Below are 18,493 nucleotides of genomic sequence, written 5' to 3' on the forward strand. Positions count from 1 at the left end.
GGACCCGCCGTCAGCGCCCATGGCCTCGCATGAGACGGAGTGGCACCGGATGCAGCACGCAGGGGGTTCGCCGCTGCCGCCCCACCAGCCGGGGCACGGACCGGCCGCCGGCTGGCAGCCGCCGGGCGGACACCACCCGGGCGGGCGGCACCCGGCCGCACACCACCCGGACCCGCGTCAGGGCGCCGCCCCCTTGCCCCCGCAGGCGCCCCCGCAGCAGGTCCCTCCCGGAGCGCAGGGCGCGCCGCATGTCGCGATCCCGACCGTCCCGCCCGTGCCGCAGCCGCCCCCGGCGCCGCGGATGCCCGCGGCCCAGCCGCCGGTCGCGCCGCCGCCGCCCGGAGGGGAGGCCACCGGGCACCTCCTGCTGCCGGCCGGGACGCCGGTCCCGATGCCCAGCGTGCCGCCCGCCCAGGCCGCGCCCGACGCGACCGGCGCCACCCTCGCGGTGCTGCTCATCGGCCCGGCGGGCGCCGGGAAGACCAGCGTCGCCCGGCACTGGGCCGAGCGCCGCCGGGTGCCCACCGCGCACATCAGCCTGGACGACGTCCGCGAGTGGGTCCGCTCCGGCTTCGCCGACCCCAAGTCGGGATGGAACGACGACTCCGAGGCGCAGTACCGCCTGGCCCGCCGCACCTGCGGCTTCGCCGCGCGCAACTTCCTCGCCAACGGCGTCTCCTGCATCCTCGACGACGCCGTCTTCCCCGACCGCCCGGTGGTCGGCCTCGGCGGCTGGAAGCGGCACGTCGGACCGGGTCTGCTCCCGGTGGTCCTGCTCCCGGGCCTGGACGTCGTCCTGGAGCGCAACGCCGAGCGCAGCGGCAACCGCCGCCTCACCGACGAGGAGGTCGCCCGCATCCACGGCCGCATGGCCGGCTGGTACGGCTCCGGCCTGCCCATCATCGACAACTCCCAGTTGGACGTGCCGACCACGGCCCACGTCCTGGACGAGGTGCTGTCCCGGGCCCTCGCGAGTCCGCCGAGCTGGTAGCCGGCCGTCGCCCGACGGACACGGCGGCCTCGGCCGAGCGGCTCGATCAGGCGGCCCGGCCGGGCGGCCCGCCAGGGGGCGCCCCGCGGAAGGCCGGGCGGCCCGCGTCCGGCCAAGTTCCGGGCAGGCCCCCCACTCGGCTCCTCCTCGGCCCGCGTCCGGCCGGGTTCCTGGCAGGCCCCCACTCGGCTCCTCCTCGGCCCGCGTCCGCCCGGTTTCCAGGCAGATGCCCCACTCGGCCCTTCCCCGGCCCGCGTCCGCCCGGGTTCCGGGCAGGCGCCCCACTCGGCCCCTCCCGAACGGCGATCTCCCGCCGCCGCTTTTACGCTCGGTCCATGTCAGAGGTGTACGCGGCCCGCCGGACCCGCCTACGGGAGCGCTGCAACGCGGGAGGCAGCGCGGCGGCGCTGGTGACTCGTCCCGCCAACGTGCGGTATCTCGCGGGCGCCGCCCCGCGCGGCGCCGTCCTGCTCCTCGGAAAGCGCGAGGACCTGTTGGTGTGCCTGAGCCCACCGGAGGACCGGCCGCACGACGGGCGCCCGGACGACGCGGTGGGCGTCCAGGTGCTGCCCCAGCCCGGCGGCGACCCCGCCGTCGCCGCCGCCGACGTCGCGCGGGCGCAGGGCGCCGAGTCGCTCGCCGTCGAGGAGCACCACCTCACCGTGGCCCGCCACCGCGCCCTCGCCGCGGCGGCCCCCGGGCTGCGCACCGCCGACCTGGGCAGTGCGGTCGAACAGCTCAGGGTCGTCAAGGACGAGGAGGAGATCTCCTGCCTGCGGATCGGCGCCGAGATCGCCGACCAGGCCCTCGGCGAGCTGCTCGAGTCCATCCTCGTGGGCCGCACCGAGCGGCACCTGGCGCTGGAGCTGGAACGGCGGCTGGTGGACCACGGCGCCGACGGCCCCGCCTTCCCCACCTCGGTGGCAACCGGCCCGAACTCGGGCCGCCGCGGCCACCGGCCCACCGACCGCAGAGTGGAGGAGGGCGACTTCCTCACCGTCTGCCTGGGCGCGGCCTACCGCGGCTACCGGTGCGAGATCGGGCGCACGTTCGTCATCGGCACCTCCCCGGCGGACTGGCAGATCGAGCTGTACGACCTGGTCTTCGCCGCGCAGCGGGCCGGCCGCGAGGCGCTGGCGCCCGGCGTCGCCTACCGGGACGTGGACCGCGCGGCACGCCAGGTGCTGGACTCCGCCGGGCACACCGAGGGACTGCAACCGCTCACCGGACACGGGGTGGGACTCGAAATCGACGAGGACCCGCAGTTGGCCCCCGCGGCCATGGGTAAACTGGACGCTTGCGTGCCGGTCACCGTCGAACCGGGGGTCCACCTCCCGGGCCGGGGCGGTGTCCGGATCGATGACACGCTCGTCGTGCGCCCCGAGGCGGACGGCGGACCCGAGCTACTCACCATCACGACCAAGGAGCTGCTCGCCCTGTAGGCAGGTGCGCGCGCCGGGGTCGTACGTCAGTCCAGGAGATTCCGCAACCGTGGCTTCCACGAACGACCTCAAGAACGGCCTGGTGCTCAAGCTCGAAGGCGGCCAGCTCTGGTCCGTCGTCGAGTTTCAGCACGTCAAGCCCGGCAAGGGCCCCGCCTTCGTGCGCACCAAGCTCAAGAACGTGCTCTCCGGCAAGGTCGTCGACAAGACCTTCAACGCCGGCGTCAAGGTCGAGACGGCCACCGTCGACAAGCGCGACATGCAGTTCTCTTACATGGACGGCGAGTACTTCGTCTTCATGGACATGGAGACCTACGACCAGCTCCACATCGACCGCAAGGCCGTCGGCGACTCCGCCAACTTCCTGATCGAGGGCTTCACCGCCACCGTGGCGCAGCACGAGGGCGAGGTGCTCTTCGTCGAGCTGCCGGCCGCCGTCGAGCTGGTCATCCAGGAGACCGAGCCGGGCGTGCAGGGCGACCGCTCCACCGGCGGCACCAAGCCCGCCACGCTGGAGACCGGCCACCAGATCCAGGTCCCGCTGTTCATCACCACCGGCGAGAAGATCAAGGTCGACACCCGCACCAGCGACTACCTCGGCCGGGTGAACAGCTAACCGTGGCCGCCCGCAACACGGCTCGCAAGCGTGCCTTCCAGATCCTCTTCGAGGGCGACCAGCGCGACGCCGACGTCCTGACCGTGCTCGCGGACTGGATCCGGCACTCGCGCAGCGACACCCGGCAGCCGCCGGTGAGCGAGTACACGATGCAGCTCGTCGAGGGCTACGCGGAGCACGCGGCCCGCATCGACGAGCTGATCGCCCAGTACGCGGTCGGCTGGACGCTGGACCGCATGCCGGTGGTGGACCGCAACATCCTGCGGCTCGGCGCCTACGAACTGGTCTGGGTCGACGAGACCCCGGACGCCGTCGTGCTGGACGAGATGGTCCAGCTCGCGAAGGAGTTCTCCACGGACGAGTCGCCCTCGTTCGTCAACGGCCTGCTCGGCCGGTTCAAGGAGCTGAAGCCGTCGCTGCGCCGCGACGCGTAAGCCGGGACCGTCCGCCCCGTACGCACGACGCCCGAGGGCCCGCAGCACGGATGCTGCGGGCCCTCGGGCGTGTCCGTGCCGTCCTGTGCCGCGGGAGCCGCGGAGAGCCGCAGAAGGCCGCCCAGAGGGCCGGAACCGACGGGTTCCGGCCACATCCGGCGGTACGTTTCTGCTGAGGGGGCTGAGGCTGCGGAGGCGCCGGTGCTCAGGCGTCCTCGTGGGCCACCGCGCGGCGCGCGTCCGCGTCCAGCACGCCCCAACTGATGAGCTGCTCGGTGAGGACGGAGGGGGACTGGTCGTAGATGACGGCGAGTGTGCGCAGGTCGTCCTGGCGGATCGAGAGCACCTTGCCGTTGTAGTCGCCGCGCTGGGACTGGATCGTCGCGGCGTACCGCTGGAGCGGTCCCGCCTTCTCGGCCGGCACCGTGGCCAGCCGCTCCAGGTCCAGGACGAGCTTCGGCGGCGGCTCGGCGGCGCCGCCCGGAGTGGTGCCGGGCAGCAGCTCCTGCACGGGGACCCCGTAGAAGTCCGCCAGCTCGGCGAGGCGCTGCACGGTCACGGCGCGGTCTCCGCGCTCGTAGGAACCGACCACGACCGCTTTCCAGCGTCCCTGGCTCTTCTCCTCGACACCGTGGAGGGAAAGGCCCTGCTGGGTGCGGATGGCCCGGAGCTTCGCCCCGAGCTGTTTGGCGTATTCGCTGGACATATGGCTCCCCGGAACACTGTGTCGACGCGGCCGGCTGTGATTTCCGCCCGCGCGGCTGGTAACTCACTGTGAGGTTACGCAGCGTTACTCTGCCGCGTCAAGCCGAATGGTCCGCACCGACTCATCCGTGCCAGCGGCCTCTCATTGCTCCGAACGGGTGAAGGGGTGGGTCGGGGAGAGAGGCGGGAGGCGCGTGCGGAGGGGGCGATCCCCCGGACGGCGGGAAAACGCGGGGGCGCCGCGAGCGGTCTCCGGCGCCTGCTAACCTGGTTGGCGCAAATCCGACGTCCTTTAAGGTCCGTCCCGTGAGGCGGAGAAGGAGGTCCGTTGCGTATGGACACGCAGGACACACAAGACGCGCACGCGCACCCGCAGGCCACCGACCCGCGGCCCGTGCTCGAAGGCCCCGACATCGCGCGGGTGCTCACCCGCATCGCCCACGAGATCGTCGAGCGCGCCAGGGGCGCCGACGACGTGGTGCTCCTCGGCATCCCCACCCGCGGCGTCTTCCTCGCCCGGCGGCTCGCCGCGAAGCTCGAGCAGATCACCGAGCGCCGGATCCCGGTCGGCTCCCTCGACATCACCATGTACCGCGACGACCTGCGGATGCACCCGCCGCGCGCGCTGGCCCGCACCGAGATCCCCGGCGACGGCCTCGACGGCCGGCTGGTCGTCCTCGTCGACGACGTGCTCTTCTCCGGCCGCACCATCCGCGCCGCCCTCGACGCCCTGAACGACCTCGGGCGCCCGCGCGCCGTGCAACTGGCCGTCCTCGTCGACCGGGGCCACCGCGAGCTGCCCATCCGCGCCGACTACGTCGGCAAGAACCTCCCCACGTCGCTGCGCGAGACGGTCAAGGTCCAGCTCGCCGAGGAGGACGGCCGCGACACCGTGCTGCTCGGCGCCAAGCGGACCGCTCCGGCCGAGCGGTAACGGCGCCCCGGCCCTCGGCCCGGAGTGCGCCCCCGTGCGCCCGAATGCCCGAAAACTCCTGAACATCCCCACGGAGCCTGACAGATGCAGCGTCATCTCATCTCGGCCGCCGACCTCACCCGCGACGACGCCGTCCTGATCCTCGACACCGCCGAGGAGATGGCCCGGGTCGCCGACCGGCCGATCAAGAAACTGCCGACCCTGCGCGGCCGCACCGTCGTCAACCTGTTCTTCGAGGACTCCACCCGCACCCGGATCTCCTTCGAGGCCGCCGAGAAGCGGCTGTCCGCGGACGTCATCAACTTCACCGCCAAGGGCTCCAGCGTCTCCAAGGGCGAGTCCCTGAAGGACACCGCGCAGACCCTGGAGGCCATGGGCGTCGACGCCGTGGTCATCCGGCACGGCGCCTCCGGGGCCCCCTACCGGCTGGCCAACTCCGGCTGGATCGACGCCGCCGTGATCAACGCCGGCGACGGAACCCACCAGCACCCCACCCAGGCCCTGCTCGACGCGTTCACGATGCGGCGCCGCCTGGTCGGCAGGGACGCCGGGATCGGCCGCGACCTCGCCGGACGGCGCGTCACCCTGGTCGGCGACGTGCTGCACAGCCGGGTCGCCCGCTCCAACGTCGACCTGCTGCACACCCTCGGCGCCGAGGTCACCCTGGTCGCCCCGCCCACCCTGCTGCCGGTCGGGGTCACGTCCTGGCCCTGCGAGGTCTCCTACGACCTGGACGCCGTCCTGCCCAAGGCGGACGCGGTGATGATGCTCCGCGTCCAGCGCGAGCGCATGAACGCCGCCTTCTTCCCCACCGAGCGGGAGTACTCCCGGCGCTACGGCCTCAACGGCGACCGCATGGCGCGGATGCCCGAGCACTCCGTCGTGATGCACCCCGGCCCCATGGTGCGCGGCATGGAGATCACCGCCGAGGTCGCCGACTCCGCCCGCTGCACCGCCGTCGAGCAGGTCGCCAACGGCGTCTCCATCCGGATGGCCGTGCTGTACCTGCTGCTCGGCGGCAACGAGCCCGCCGTCGCCCCCGTCCGCAACACCGAGGAGAAGCAAGACACATGAGCACGACCCTGATCCGCGGTGCGCGGGTGCTCGGCGGCGAACCGCAGGACGTCCTGATCGACGGCGAGACGATCGCCCAGGTCGGAACCGGCCTGTCCGCCGAGGGCGCCGAGGTCGTCGAGGCCGGCGGCAAGATCCTCCTGCCTGGCCTGGTCGACCTGCACACCCATCTGCGCGAGCCCGGCCGCGAGGACTCCGAGACCGTCCTCACCGGCACCCGCGCGGCGGCGAGCGGCGGCTACACCGCCGTGTTCGCCATGGCCAACACCTTCCCCGTCGCCGACACCGCCGGCGTCGTCGAGCAGGTCTGGCGGCTCGGCCGCGAGCACGGCTACTGCGACGTGCGGCCCATCGGCGCCGTCACCGTCGGCCTGGAGGGCCGCAAGCTCGCCGAGCTGGGCGCCATGCACGAGTCGGCCGCCGGGGTCACCGTCTTCTCCGACGACGGCAAGTGCGTGGACGACGCGGTGATCATGCGCCGGGCGCTGGAGTACGTGAAGGCGTTCGGCGGGGTCGTCGCCCAGCACGCGCAGGAGCCGCGGCTGACCGAGGGCGCCCAGATGAACGAGGGCGTGGTCTCCGCCGAGCTGGGCCTGGGCGGCTGGCCGGCCGTGGCCGAGGAGTCGGTCATCGCGCGGGACGTGCTGCTCGCCGAGCACGTCGGCTCGCGCGTCCACATCTGCCACCTGTCGACCGCCGGCAGCGTCGAGATCGTCCGCTGGGCCAAGTCCCGCGGCATCGACGTCACCGCCGAGGTCACCCCGCACCACCTGCTCCTCACCGACGAGCTGGTGCGCACCTACGACCCCGTCTACAAGGTCAACCCGCCGTTGCGCACCGAACGCGACGTGCGCGCCCTGCGCGAAGCCCTCGCGGACGGCACGATCGACGTCGTCGCCACCGACCACGCCCCGCACCCGCACGAGGACAAGGACTGCGAGTGGGCCGCCGCCGCGATGGGCATGGTCGGCCTGGAGACCGCCCTGTCGGTGGTGCAGGAGACCATGGTCGCCACCGGGCTGCTGGACTGGGCCGGCGTCGCCGACCGGATGTCCTTCGCCCCGGCCCGGATCGGCCGGGCCGACGGGCACGGGCGCCCCGTCTCGGCAGGCGAGCCCGCCAACCTCACCCTGCTCGACGCGGCATACCGTGGGCAGGTGGACCCCGCGGGCTTCGCCTCGCGCAGCCGCAACACCCCCTACCAGGGGCGCGAGCTGCCGGGCTGTGTCACCCACACCTGGCTGCGGGGCAAGGCCACGCTCGTGGACGGGAAGCTGACGTGACACCTGCAACACTGTTCGCCGCCTCACTCGCGGCCGGCCTCGCCGCCGACAAGAAGTCGGCCGAGGTCACCGACTGGGCCGGCCGCATCGGCTGGCTGGTGGGCCTCGCCCTCTTCGTCGCCCTCGTCTACTGGCTGATGCGCGAGGGCTGGAAGTGGCGCGGCGCCCTCCAGGGCGACCTGCCCGAGCCGCCCGCCGCGCCCGCCGAGCCCGGAGAGACGCGCCTTGCCATGACGGGCCGCTACCACGGCTCCACCACGGCCGGCCAGTGGCTGGACCGCATCGTGGCGCACGGCCTGGGCGTCCGCAGCCGCGCCGAGCTGACCCTGACCGACGCGGGCCTGGACGTCGTGCGCCCCGGGGCGAGGGACTTCTTCGTCCCGGCCGGGCGGCTGCGCGGGGCCCGGCTGGACAAGGGCATCGCGGGAAAGGTCCTCACCGAGGGCGGCCTGCTGGTGGTGACCTGGGAGCACGGCGGCAAGCTGATCGACTCCGGCTTCCGCTCCGACCGCGCGGCCGAGCACGCCGAGTGGGTCCGGGCCCTGAACTCCATGACCGAGACAAGCACCACGGAAGGCGCCGAACGATGACCACCTCCAGCCAGGGGACCGCCTCGCGGAGGCGCCAGGCGGCGCCCGCCGTACTCGTCCTGGAGGACGGCCGCGTCTTCCGCGGCCGCGCCTACGGGGCCGTGGGGGAGACGTTCGGCGAGGCCGTGTTCTCCACCGGCATGACCGGATACCAGGAGACCCTCACCGACCCCTCCTACCACCGCCAGGTGGTCGTCATGACCGCCCCGCACGTCGGCAACACCGGCGTCAACGACGAGGACCCCGAGTCGCAGCGGATCTGGGTGGCCGGCTACGTCGTGCGCGACCCCGCGCGCGTGCCGTCCAACTGGCGCTCCCGCCGCTCCCTGGACGAGGAGCTGGCCGCGCAGGGCGTCGTCGGCATCAGCGGCCTGGACACCCGCGCCCTCACCCGCCATCTGCGCGAGCGCGGCGCCATGCGCGTCGGCATCTTCAGCGGTGACGCCGTCCGGGACGACGCCGCGCTGCTGGCCCGCGTCCAGGAGTCCCCCCAGATGGTCGGCGCGGACCTTTCCGCCGAGGTCGCGACCGGAGAGGCGTACGTCGTCCCCGCGATCGGCGAGAAGAAGTTCACCGTCGCCGCCGTCGACCTCGGCATCAAGGGCATGACCCCGCACCGCATGGCCGAGCGCGGCGCCGAGGTGCACGTGCTGCCCGCCACGGCGGCGCTGGAGGACGTGTACGCGGTCCAGCCGGACGGCGTGTTCTTCTCCAACGGTCCGGGCGACCCCGCCACCGCCGACCACGCCGTGTCGCTGATGCGGGGAGTCCTGGAGCGCGGCACGCCGCTGTTCGGCATCTGCTTCGGCAACCAGATCCTCGGCCGCGCCCTCGGCTTCGGCACCTACAAGCTGAAGTACGGCCACCGCGGCATCAACCAGCCCGTGCAGGACCGCACGACCGGCAAGGTCGAGGTCACCGCGCACAACCACGGCTTCGCCGTCGACGCCCCCGCCGACCGGGTCTCCGACACCCCCTACGGCCGGGCCGAGGTCTCCCACGTCTGCCTCAACGACGACGTGGTGGAGGGGCTGAGACTGCTCGACCGGCCGGCCTTCAGCGTCCAGTACCACCCCGAGGCGGCCGCCGGCCCGCACGACGCCGCCTACCTGTTCGACCGGTTCGTCTCCCTGATGGAGGGCCAGCGTGCCTAAGCGCACCGATATCCAGTCCGTCCTGGTCATCGGCTCCGGCCCGATCGTCATCGGCCAGGCCGCCGAGTTCGACTACTCCGGCACCCAGGCGTGCCGCGTGCTGAAGGCCGAGGGCCTCCGGGTCGTCCTGGTGAACTCCAACCCGGCGACGATCATGACCGACCCGGAGATCGCCGACGCGACCTACGTGGAGCCGATCACCCCGGAGTTCGTCGAGAAGATCATCGCCAAGGAGCGCCCCGACGCCCTGCTGCCCACCCTGGGCGGCCAGACGGCCCTGAACACCGCCATCTCGCTGCACGAGAACGGCGTCCTGGCCAAGTACGGCGTGGAGCTGATCGGCGCCAACGTCGAGGCCATCCACAAGGGCGAGGACCGCGAACAGTTCAAGGAGGTCGTGCGCCGGGTCCGCGAGAGGACCGGGCACGGCGAGTCCGCGCGCTCGGTGATCTGCCACACCATGGACGACGTCCTGGCCGGCGTCGACGAGCTGGGCGGCTACCCCGTCGTGGTCCGCCCGTCCTTCACCATGGGCGGTGCCGGCTCCGGTTTCGCGCACGACGAGGAGGAGCTGCGCCGCATCGCGGGCACCGGCCTCACGCTCTCCCCGACCACCGAAGTGCTCCTGGAGGAGTCCATCCTGGGCTGGAAGGAGTACGAGCTGGAGCTGATGCGCGACAAGCACGACAACGTGGTGGTCGTCTGCTCCATCGAGAACTTCGACCCGATGGGCGTGCACACCGGCGACTCGATCACCGTCGCCCCCTCGATGACGCTCACCGACCGCGAGTACCAGGTCCTGCGGGACGTCGGCATCGCCGTCATCCGCGAGGTCGGCGTCGACACCGGCGGCTGCAACATCCAGTTCGCGATCGACCCCGCGGACGGCCGGGTCATCGTCATCGAGATGAACCCGCGCGTCTCGCGGTCCTCCGCGCTCGCCTCCAAGGCCACCGGCTTCCCCATCGCCAAGATCGCCGCGAAGCTCGCCGTCGGCTACACCCTGGACGAGATCCCGAACGACATCACCCGCGAGACCCCGGCCTCCTTCGAGCCGACCCTGGACTACGTGGTCGTCAAGGCGCCCCGGTTCGCCTTCGAGAAGTTCCCGCAGGCCGACTCCACGCTGACCACCACCATGAAGTCGGTCGGCGAGGCCATGGCCATCGGCCGCAACTTCACCGAGGCGTTCCAGAAGGCGCTGCGCTCGCTGGAGAAGAAGGGCAGCCAGTTCGCCTTCACCGGCCCCGTCGGCGACAAGGACGAGCTGCTGCGCGCGGCCGTCCGCCCCACCGACGGCCGGATCAACACGGTGATGGAGGCCGTGCGCGCGGGCGCCACGCCCGAGGAGGTCTTCGAGGCGACCAGGATCGACCCCTGGTTCACCGACCAGCTCTTCCTGATCAAGGAGATCGCCGACGAACTGGCCGAGGCGCCCGAACTGACCGCCGACCTGCTCGCCGAGGCCAAGCGGCACGGCTTCTCCGACCAGCAGATCGGCGAGATCCGCGGGCTGCGCGAGGACGTCGTGCGCGAGGTGCGGCACGCCCTCGGCATCCGCCCGGTCTACAAGACGGTCGACACCTGCGCCGCCGAGTTCGCCGCGAAGACGCCGTACTTCTACTCCTCCTACGACGAGGAGAGCGAGGTCGCGCCCCGGACCAGGCCCGCGGTGATCATCCTGGGCTCCGGCCCCAACCGCATCGGCCAGGGCATCGAGTTCGACTACTCCTGCGTGCACGCCTCCTTCGCGCTGTCCGAGGCCGGCTACGAGACGGTGATGGTCAACTGCAACCCGGAGACCGTCTCCACCGACTACGACACCTCCGACCGGCTCTACTTCGAGCCGCTCACCCTGGAGGACGTGCTGGAGATCGTGCACGCCGAGCGGCAGGCCGGCCCGATCGCCGGCGTCATCGTGCAGCTCGGCGGCCAGACCCCGCTGGGCCTGGCCCAGGCGCTGAAGGACAACGGCGTGCCGGTCGTGGGCACCTCGCCGGAGGCCATCCACGCGGCCGAGGACCGGGGCGCCTTCGGACGGGTGCTGGCGGAGGCGGGCCTGCCCGCGCCCAAGCACGGCACCGCCACCGCCTTCGCCGAGGCCAAGGCCATCGCCGACGAGATCGGCTACCCGGTCCTGGTCCGCCCGTCCTACGTGCTCGGCGGCCGCGGCATGGAGATCGTCTACGACGAGGCCCGGCTGGAGGCGTACATCGCCGAGTCCACCGAGATCAGCCCGTCCCGGCCGGTCCTCGTCGACCGGTTCCTCGACGACGCAATCGAGATCGACGTCGACGCCCTCTTCGACGGCGAGGAGCTGTACCTCGGCGGCGTCATGGAGCACATCGAGGAGGCCGGCATCCACTCCGGCGACTCCGCGTGCGCGCTGCCGCCGATCACGCTGGGCGGCTTCGACGTCAAGCGGCTGCGGGCCTCCACCGAGGCCATCGCCCGCGGCGTCGGGGTGCGCGGCCTGATCAACATCCAGTTCGCGCTGGCCGGCGACGTCCTCTACGTCCTGGAGGCCAACCCGCGCGCCTCGCGCACCGTCCCCTTCACCTCGAAGGCGACCGCGGTCCCGCTGGCGAAGGCCGCCGCCCGGATCTCGCTGGGCGCGACCGTCGCCGAGCTGCGCGAGGAGGGCCTGCTGCCCAGGACCGGCGACGGCGGCACCATGCCGCTGGACGCGCCGATCTCCGTCAAGGAGGCGGTCATGCCGTGGTCGCGCTTCCGCGACGTCCACGGCCGCGGCGTGGACACCGTGCTCGGCCCGGAGATGCGCTCCACCGGCGAGGTCATGGGCATCGACTCCGTCTTCGGCACCGCCTACGCCAAGTCGCAGGCCGCCGCCTACGGCCCGCTGCCCACCAAGGGCCGCGCGTTCATCTCGGTCGCCAACCGGGACAAGCGCTCGATGATCTTCCCGGCCCGGGAACTGGTCGCCCACGGCTTCGAACTGCTCGCCACCTCCGGCACCGCCGAAGTGCTCAAGCGCAACGGCATCAACGCCACCGTCGTGCGCAAGCAGTCCGAGGGCGCCGGACCCGACGGCGAGAAGACCATCGTCCAGCTCATCCACGACGGCGAGGTCGACCTCATCGTCAACACCCCCTACGGCACCGGCGGCCGCCTGGACGGCTACGAGATCCGCACCGCGGCCGTGGCCCGGTCCGTGCCGTGCCTGACCACGGTCCAGGCGCTCGCCGCGGCGGTGCAGGGCATCGACGCCCTCAACCGCGGCGACGTGGGCGTCCGCTCGCTCCAGGAGCACGCCGAGTTCCTGACCGCGGCCCGCGACTAGCGTTCCCGAGGGGGACACCGGAAGCGGTGTCCCCCTCGGCACGCGGACCCCGCGCGTCCGCACGCGCACCCCGCGCACCCCGTGCGCGGGCCCTGGCCACATCAGACCGGTAAGAAGGCCCGCACCCGCATGGGGACGCCCGGCCCCGCCGCTCCCCGGACCACCGGCCCGCCGGACCGGCCAGACCGCCCAGACCACCCGGACTCACTGGACCACCTGGATCGACTGGACATGTACAAGCTGTTCTTCCGCCTCGTCTTCACCCGGATGGACCCCGAGGCCGCCCACCGTCTCGCCTTCGGGTGGATCCGCCTCGCCGCCCGCGTCCCGGTGCTGCGCACCCTCCTCGCGGCCGCCCTCGCCCCCCGCCGCCGGGAGCTGCGCACCGAGGCCCTCGGGCTGCGCATGCACGGGCCCTTCGGGCTCGCGGCCGGCTTCGACAAGAACGCCGTCGCCGTCGACGGGATGTCCATGCTGGGCTTCGACCACGTGGAGATCGGCACCGTCACGGGCGAGCCGCAGCCCGGCAATCCCAAAAAGCGGCTGTTCCGCCTGGTCGCCGACCGCGCCCTGATCAACCGCATGGGCTTCAACAACGACGGCTCGCTGGCCGTCGCCGCCCGCCTGGCCTCCCGCACCCCCGTGTTCCGGACCGTGGTCGGCGTCAACATCGGCAAGACCAAGGCCGTCGCGGAGCAGGACGCCGTCGCCGACTACGTGAAGTCCGCCGAGCGGCTCGCCCCGCAGGCCGACTACCTGGTCGTCAACGTCTCCTCGCCCAACACCCCCGGCCTGCGCGACCTCCAGGCCACCGAGGCGCTGCGCCCGCTGCTCACCGCGGTGCGCGCGGCCGCCGACCGCGTCACACCGGGGCGCCGCGTGCCGCTGCTGGTCAAGATCGCACCGGACCTCGCCGACGCGGACGTCGACGCGGTGGCCGACCTCGCCGTGGAGCTGGGCTTGGACGGCGTCATCGCCACGAACACCACCGTCGCCCGCGACGGACTCGGACTGCGGTCCGGCGCCGCCCTGGTCGAGGAGACCGGCGGACTCTCCGGCGCGCCCCTGAAGGCCCGCTCCCTGGAGGTGCTGCGCCGCCTCTACGCGCGCGTGGGCGACCGCATCACCCTGGTCGGCGTCGGCGGCGTCGAGACCGCCGAGGACGCCTGGCAGCGCATCCTGGCCGGCGCGACGCTCGTCCAGGGCTACAGCGCCTTCGTCTACCAGGGCCCCTTCTGGTCCCGCACGCTGCACAAGGGACTCGCCGCCCGCCTGCGCAACAGCCCGTACGCCACCCTCGCGGACGCGGTCGGCGCGGACGTGCGGACGGGGGCGACCGCGCGGACCGCTGCGACGGCGCGGACCGGGACCGCCGCCGGGGGAACGGAGAGCGCCCAGGACATCCAGAACAGCGGGCACGCCCGGAACACCGGTGACATCCGTGACACCCGTGACACAGGGAACGACAAGGGGGAGACGACCGCATGAGCCCGTCAGAGCCGTTCGGCGCCCGGCTGCGCCGCGCCATGGACGAGCGCGGCCCGCTGTGCGTCGGCATCGACCCGCACGCCTCCCTGCTCGCGGAGTGGGGCCTCGCCGACGACGTGCGGGGGCTGGAGCGGTTCAGCCGCACCGTCGTGGAGGCGGTGGCCGACCGGGTCGCCGTGCTCAAGCCGCAGAGCGCCTTCTTCGAGCGCTTCGGCTCGCGGGGCGTGGCCGTCCTGGAGAAGTCCGTCCAGGACGCGCGGGCGGCCGGCGCGCTGGTCGTCATGGACGCCAAGCGCGGCGACATCGGCTCGACCATGGCCGCCTACGCCGAGTCCTTCCTGCACCGGGACGCCCCGCTGTTCTCCGACGCGCTCACCGTCTCGCCCTACCTCGGCTTCGGGTCGCTGAAGCCCGCCGTCGAGCTGGCCCGAGAGCACGGCGCCGGGCTGTTCGTGCTGGCGCTCACCTCCAACCCGGAGGGCGGCGAGGTGCAGCACGCGGTCCGGCCGGACGGCCGCACCGTCGGCGCGACCATGCTCGCGCACCTGGCCGCCCAGAACGCGGGGGAGGGCCCGATGGGCTCCTTCGGCGCGGTGGTGGGCGCCACGCTCGGCGACCTGTCCGCCTACGACCTGGACATCGGCGGCCCGCTCCTGGCGCCGGGGATCGGGGCGCAGGGAGCGGCGCCGGCCGACCTGCCGCGGGTCTTCGGCGGCGCGGTGCGCGCCGTCGTCCCGAACGTCAGCCGGGGTGTCCTTCGTCACGGCCCCGACCAGGGCGCGCTGCGCGCGGCGGCGGAGCGGTTCGCGGACGAGATCCGGGCGGCGGTGGAGGCCGGCTGAGCCCCCCGCCAGCGGCGATCCGGGGCCGCGGGAGTCTGGATAGATTCCCGAATCCGAGGCACTATGTCCTCAATGTCCGTCCTGACTGAGGCTGACCAGGACTTTTCCGCTGTTCTCGCTGACTCCGGCGCACTTGACCGCTAGTCTCCGTCGAGTGGGGGCGCCTCCCACGCCCCGCAAGGCAGTGGGGGAGTACGGGCAAGCGTGTTGCTCGTGTCCCCCCTGGTGTGGGGCGACTAGGTTCCTCACCGGTCCGTATCCGACAGTTCGACATCCGAGGTGACGTAGGCGTGGCTCTTCCGCCCCTTACCCCCGAACAGCGCGCAGCCGCGCTCGAAAAGGCCGCCGCGGCTCGCCGGGAGCGGGCCGAGGTCAAGAATCGACTCAAGCACTCCGGCGCCTCCCTGCACGAGGTCATCAAGCAGGGCCAGGAGAACGACGTCATCGGCAAGATGAAGGTGTCCGCTCTCCTTGAGTCCCTGCCGGGCGTGGGCAAGGTCCGCGCCAAGCAGATCATGGAGCGACTCGGCATCTCCGAGAGCCGTCGCGTGCGCGGCCTGGGTTCCAACCAGATCGCGTCCCTGGAGCGTGAGTTCGGCAGCACCGGTTCCTGAGTCCCAGGTCTCCCGGCAGGGAGTCCCGGGCACCGGGGGATTGCTGGAATAATCGCTGCATGGCTGTAACACCCCGGGGGACGTCCCCCGTCCCCCCGGACGCACGTCCGCGGCTGACCGTGCTCTCCGGCCCCTCGGGGGTCGGCAAGAGCACGGTCGTCGCCCATATGCGCAAGGAACACCCCGAGGTCTGGCTCTCGGTGTCGGCGACGACCCGCAAGCCCCGCCCCGGCGAGCAGCACGGCGTCCACTACTTCTTCGTCACCGACGACGAGATGGACAAGCTGATCGCCAACGGCGAGCTGCTGGAGTGGGCCGAGTTCGCCGGCAACCGCTACGGCACGCCGCGCGCCGCCGTGCTGGAGCACCTGGAGGCGGGTGTGCCGGTGCTGCTGGAGATCGACCTCCAGGGCGCCCGGCAGGTCCGCGAGTCCATGCCCGAGGGGCGCCTGGTGTTCCTCGCCCCGCCCTCCTGGGAGGAACTGGTGCGCCGGCTCACCGGCCGGGGCACCGAGCCGCCCGAGGTGATCGAGCGCCGGCTGACGGCCGCGAAGATCGAGCTGGCGGCCGAGCCGGAGTTCGACGAGACCCTGGTCAACACCTCCGTGGAGGACGTGGCGCGCGAGCTGCTAGCCTTGGTGGACGTCGTGTGATCGTGACGGTCAGGTGATCGTGACGGTCAGGTGATCGTGACGGTCAGGTGATCGTAGCGGTCAGGTGGTGGTAGCGGTCAGGTGATCGTGACAATCACCGCGACCACCGCAGAACATCGCCGGAAAGCACACCGGCGGGAAACACACCGCCGGGCAGCACACCGCCTGGCGTCGCACTGACAGCATCTTTCCCATCCATCGGAAGGTAGAGCGTGTCCTCTTCCATCTCCGCGCCCGAGGGCATCATCAACCCGCCGATCGACGAGCTCCTCGAGGCCACCGACTCGAAGTACAGCCTCGTGATCTACGCGGCGAAGCGTGCTCGCCAGATCAACGCGTACTACTCGCAGCTCGGCGAGGGCCTCCTCGAGTACGTCGGTCCGCTCGTCGACACCCACGTCCACGAGAAGCCGCTCTCCATCTCCCTGCGTGAGATCAACGCGGGCCTGCTGACCTCCGAGGCCATCGCGGACCCGGGTCAGTAAGCCACAGCCGCCGATCGCACCGATCGCGGCAGCTTCGACCACAGGCCCGACAGCGCTGCTGCCGGGCCTGTGGTGTGTCATAGACGCGTACGCCGACGAGCCGAGGCGTACCGGTCGTCGAGAGCGGGGAGCCCCGGTGAGCAAGCCCAAGGTCGTTCTGGGGGTCAGCGGCGGCATCGCCGCCTACAAGGCGTGCGAGCTGCTGCGCCGGCTGACCGAGTCCGGGCACGAGGTGCGCGTGGTCCCCACCGCCTCCGCGCTGCACTTCGTCGGCGCCGCCACCTGGTCCGCCCTGTCCGGCAACCCCGTCGCCACCGAGGTCTGGGACGACGTCCACGAGGTGCCGCACGTCCGCATCGGCCAGCACGCCGACCTCGTCGTGGTCGCCCCGGCCACCGCCGACCTGCTCGCCAAGGCGGCCCACGGCCTCGCCGACGACCTGCTGACCAACACCCTGCTCACCGCCCGCTGCCCGGTCGTCTTCGCGCCGGCCATGCACACCGAGATGTGGGAGCACCCGGCCACCCAGGAGAACGCGGCGACCCTGCGCCGCCGCGGCGCCGTCGTCGTCGAACCCGCCGTGGGCCGGCTCACCGGCGTCGACACCGGCAAGGGCCGGCTGCCCGACCCGGCGGAGATCTTCGAGGTCTGCCGCCGGGTGCTGGCCCGCGCCGCCGCCGGGCCCGACCTCGCCGGACGGCACGTCGTGGTCAGCGCCGGCGGCACCCGCGAGCCCCTCGACCCCGTCCGCTTCCTCGGCAACCGCTCCTCCGGCAAGCAGGGCTACGCGCTGGCGCGCACCGCGGCGGCCCGCGGCGCGCGGGTCACGCTGATCGCGGCCAACACCGGCATGCCCGACCCGGCGGGCGTGGACGTGGTCCCGGTGGGGACCGCCGTGCAGCTTCGCGAGGCGGTGCTGAAGGCGGCCGCGGACGCCGACGCGGTGGTCATGGCCGCCGCCGTCGCCGACTTCCGTCCCGCCCGCTACGCCCCCGGCAAGATCAAGAAGAGGGACGGCGAGGACCCCGAGCCCGTCGCCCTGGTCCGCAACCCGGACGTCCTCGCGGAGATCTCGGCCGACCGGGCGCGGGCCGGACAGGTGATCGTCGGCTTCGCCGCCGAGACCGACGACGTGCTCGCCAACGGCCGCGAGAAGCTCGCACGCAAGGGCTGCGACCTGCTCGTGGTCAACGAGGTGGGGGAGCGCAAGACCTTCGGCGCGGAGGAGAACGAGGCCGTGGTGCTGGCCGCCGACGGCGGCGAAACCCCTGTGCCGCACGGGCCGAAGGAGGCCCTGGCCGACACCGTGTGGGACCTGGTCGCCGCCCGGCTCGGCTGACCCCCGCCCCCGCGCGCCCTGATCGCCCCGCCCCGGAGATTGTGTCCCCGGCGGCTCTGTTCAAGGTCGCGGGGCATTGGGCACAATGCTCGTGCCGCAGGTCACAGCGCTCCCGAGAGGCGAGACGGGTGGGCCGGCGGCAGAGCGCGACCGATAAACTGTTTTCCGGACCGGCCGGGCGCAGCTCCCGTGCCGTCCGCCAATGATCAGCCAGCAGCCGCTGCAACCCCAGGGAGCGTTGTGTCCCGTCGCCTGTTCACCTCGGAGTCCGTGACCGAGGGTCACCCCGACAAGATCGCTGACCAGATCAGCGACACCGTGCTCGACGCGCTTCTGCGCGAGGACCCCTCGTCCCGCGTCGCCGTCGAGACGCTGATCACCACCGGCCTGGTGCACGTGGCCGGCGAGGTCACCACCAAGACGTACGCGGACATCGCGACGCTGGTCCGGAACAAGATCCTCGAGATCGGCTACGACTCCTCCAAGAAGGGCTTCGACGGCGCCTCCTGCGGCGTGTCGGTGTCGATCGGCGCGCAGTCCCCGGACAT

At 72.5% G+C, this 18,493-nt stretch carries 17 protein-coding genes and 1 pseudogene; 17 read left to right on the forward strand and 1 reads right to left on the reverse strand.

Features of this window, described 5'->3' with window-relative positions; genetic code table 11:
* The first annotated feature begins 49 nt into the window (after positions 1 to 49).
* The 4 genes from ABZ861_RS09190 to nusB all read left to right on the forward strand — a co-directional run bounded on the left by ABZ861_RS09190 (position 50) and on the right by nusB (position 3,483).
* Positions 50 to 991, forward strand: a complete 942-nt coding sequence (locus tag ABZ861_RS09190) for an AAA family ATPase (protein ID WP_361626150.1) — start codon at positions 50 to 52, stop codon at positions 989 to 991.
* A gap of 335 nt (positions 992 to 1,326) precedes the next feature.
* Positions 1,327 to 2,433 carry an aminopeptidase P family protein gene (locus ABZ861_RS09195; RefSeq protein WP_361626153.1) on the forward strand — a complete coding sequence of 369 codons (1,107 nt, stop codon included), beginning with the start codon at positions 1,327 to 1,329 and terminating at the stop codon, positions 2,431 to 2,433.
* 49 nt (positions 2,434 to 2,482) lie between these two features.
* A complete protein-coding gene (efp, locus tag ABZ861_RS09200) occupies positions 2,483 to 3,049 on the forward strand; it encodes an elongation factor P (protein ID WP_361626156.1) in 567 nt (188 codons plus the stop codon).
* Between the two features lie 2 nt (positions 3,050 to 3,051).
* Complete coding sequence (nusB, locus tag ABZ861_RS09205; RefSeq protein WP_361626159.1) at positions 3,052 to 3,483, forward strand: transcription antitermination factor NusB; 432 nt, start codon at positions 3,052 to 3,054, stop codon at positions 3,481 to 3,483.
* A gap of 205 nt (positions 3,484 to 3,688) precedes the next feature.
* Here nusB and bldD read toward each other — a convergent pair whose 3' ends face one another.
* Positions 3,689 to 4,189, reverse strand: a complete 501-nt coding sequence (gene bldD / locus ABZ861_RS09210; protein WP_099927449.1) for a transcriptional regulator BldD — start codon at positions 4,187 to 4,189, stop codon at positions 3,689 to 3,691.
* Positions 4,190 to 4,522: 333 nt separating this feature from the next.
* Here bldD and pyrR point away from each other — a divergent pair, with 333 nt between their 5' ends.
* The 13 genes and pseudogenes from pyrR to ABZ861_RS09275 form a co-directional block, all read left to right on the forward strand.
* Positions 4,523 to 5,122, forward strand: a complete 600-nt coding sequence (pyrR, locus tag ABZ861_RS09215) for a bifunctional pyr operon transcriptional regulator/uracil phosphoribosyltransferase PyrR (RefSeq protein WP_361626163.1) — start codon at positions 4,523 to 4,525, stop codon at positions 5,120 to 5,122.
* Between the two features lie 84 nt (positions 5,123 to 5,206).
* Positions 5,207 to 6,196 carry an aspartate carbamoyltransferase catalytic subunit gene (locus ABZ861_RS09220; protein ID WP_361626166.1) on the forward strand — a complete coding sequence of 330 codons (990 nt, stop codon included), beginning with the start codon at positions 5,207 to 5,209 and terminating at the stop codon, positions 6,194 to 6,196.
* Positions 6,193 to 7,479, forward strand: a complete 1,287-nt coding sequence (locus ABZ861_RS09225) for a dihydroorotase (RefSeq protein WP_361626169.1) — start codon at positions 6,193 to 6,195, stop codon at positions 7,477 to 7,479. Before ABZ861_RS09220 ends, ABZ861_RS09225 begins: the two co-directional genes overlap by 4 nt.
* Positions 7,476 to 8,069 carry a hypothetical protein gene (locus tag ABZ861_RS09230; RefSeq protein WP_361626172.1) on the forward strand — a complete coding sequence of 198 codons (594 nt, stop codon included), beginning with the start codon at positions 7,476 to 7,478 and terminating at the stop codon, positions 8,067 to 8,069. Before ABZ861_RS09225 ends, ABZ861_RS09230 begins: the two co-directional genes overlap by 4 nt.
* Positions 8,066 to 9,223: a glutamine-hydrolyzing carbamoyl-phosphate synthase small subunit gene (gene carA, locus ABZ861_RS09235; protein WP_361626175.1), complete on the forward strand. Its 1,158-nt coding sequence runs from the start codon at positions 8,066 to 8,068 to the stop codon at positions 9,221 to 9,223. The genes ABZ861_RS09230 and carA overlap by 4 nt, the downstream gene beginning before the upstream one ends.
* Positions 9,216 to 12,524, forward strand: a complete 3,309-nt coding sequence (carB, locus tag ABZ861_RS09240; RefSeq protein WP_361626178.1) for a carbamoyl-phosphate synthase large subunit — start codon at positions 9,216 to 9,218, stop codon at positions 12,522 to 12,524. Before carA ends, carB begins: the two co-directional genes overlap by 8 nt.
* Positions 12,525 to 12,755: 231 nt before the next feature.
* Positions 12,756 to 13,859, forward strand: a pseudogene (locus ABZ861_RS09245) (quinone-dependent dihydroorotate dehydrogenase); the annotation flags it as partial.
* Between the two features lie 149 nt (positions 13,860 to 14,008).
* A complete protein-coding gene (gene pyrF / locus ABZ861_RS09250) occupies positions 14,009 to 14,854 on the forward strand; it encodes an orotidine-5'-phosphate decarboxylase (RefSeq protein ID WP_361626181.1) in 846 nt (281 codons plus the stop codon).
* 290 nt (positions 14,855 to 15,144) lie between these two features.
* The gene (locus ABZ861_RS09255) at positions 15,145 to 15,468 is read left to right on the forward strand and encodes an integration host factor (protein ID WP_003977346.1); all 324 of its coding nucleotides are present in this window, start codon (positions 15,145 to 15,147) and stop codon (positions 15,466 to 15,468) included.
* A gap of 59 nt (positions 15,469 to 15,527) precedes the next feature.
* Positions 15,528 to 16,121 (forward strand): guanylate kinase, encoded by a 594-nt coding sequence (gmk, locus tag ABZ861_RS09260; protein WP_361626184.1) that lies wholly within the window; start codon positions 15,528 to 15,530, stop codon positions 16,119 to 16,121.
* A gap of 212 nt (positions 16,122 to 16,333) precedes the next feature.
* Positions 16,334 to 16,606 carry a DNA-directed RNA polymerase subunit omega gene (gene rpoZ, locus ABZ861_RS09265; protein ID WP_361626187.1) on the forward strand — a complete coding sequence of 91 codons (273 nt, stop codon included), beginning with the start codon at positions 16,334 to 16,336 and terminating at the stop codon, positions 16,604 to 16,606.
* Positions 16,607 to 16,742: 136 nt separating this feature from the next.
* Positions 16,743 to 17,945, forward strand: a complete 1,203-nt coding sequence (coaBC, locus tag ABZ861_RS09270) for a bifunctional phosphopantothenoylcysteine decarboxylase/phosphopantothenate--cysteine ligase CoaBC (protein WP_361626190.1) — start codon at positions 16,743 to 16,745, stop codon at positions 17,943 to 17,945.
* 240 nt (positions 17,946 to 18,185) lie between these two features.
* A partial coding sequence (locus ABZ861_RS09275) for an S-adenosylmethionine synthetase N-terminal domain-containing protein (RefSeq protein ID WP_361626193.1) occupies positions 18,186 to 18,493 on the forward strand: 308 nt, incomplete at its 3' end.

It is taken from the genome of Streptomyces sp. NPDC046985 (genome assembly GCF_040644415.1).
Lineage (GTDB): Bacteria > Actinomycetota > Actinomycetes > Streptomycetales > Streptomycetaceae > Streptomyces.

Excerpts from the sequence above, each read along its gene's own strand:
- bldD (WP_099927449.1), bottom strand. The coding sequence starts at position 4,189 with ATGTCCAGCGAATACGCCAAACAGCTCGGGGCGAAGCTCCGGGCCATC.
- ABZ861_RS09225 (WP_361626169.1), top strand. The coding sequence starts at position 6,193 with ATGAGCACGACCCTGATCCGCGGTGCGCGGGTGCTCGGCGGCGAACCG.
- carA (WP_361626175.1), top strand. The coding sequence starts at position 8,066 with ATGACCACCTCCAGCCAGGGGACCGCCTCGCGGAGGCGCCAGGCGGCG.
- ABZ861_RS09220 (WP_361626166.1), top strand. The coding sequence starts at position 5,207 with ATGCAGCGTCATCTCATCTCGGCCGCCGACCTCACCCGCGACGACGCC.
- gmk (WP_361626184.1), top strand. The coding sequence starts at position 15,528 with ATGGCTGTAACACCCCGGGGGACGTCCCCCGTCCCCCCGGACGCACGT.
- ABZ861_RS09190 (WP_361626150.1), top strand. The coding sequence starts at position 50 with ATGCAGCACGCAGGGGGTTCGCCGCTGCCGCCCCACCAGCCGGGGCAC.
- ABZ861_RS09195 (WP_361626153.1), top strand. The coding sequence starts at position 1,327 with ATGTCAGAGGTGTACGCGGCCCGCCGGACCCGCCTACGGGAGCGCTGC.
- pyrR (WP_361626163.1), top strand. The coding sequence starts at position 4,523 with ATGGACACGCAGGACACACAAGACGCGCACGCGCACCCGCAGGCCACC.
- pyrF (WP_361626181.1), top strand. The coding sequence starts at position 14,009 with ATGAGCCCGTCAGAGCCGTTCGGCGCCCGGCTGCGCCGCGCCATGGAC.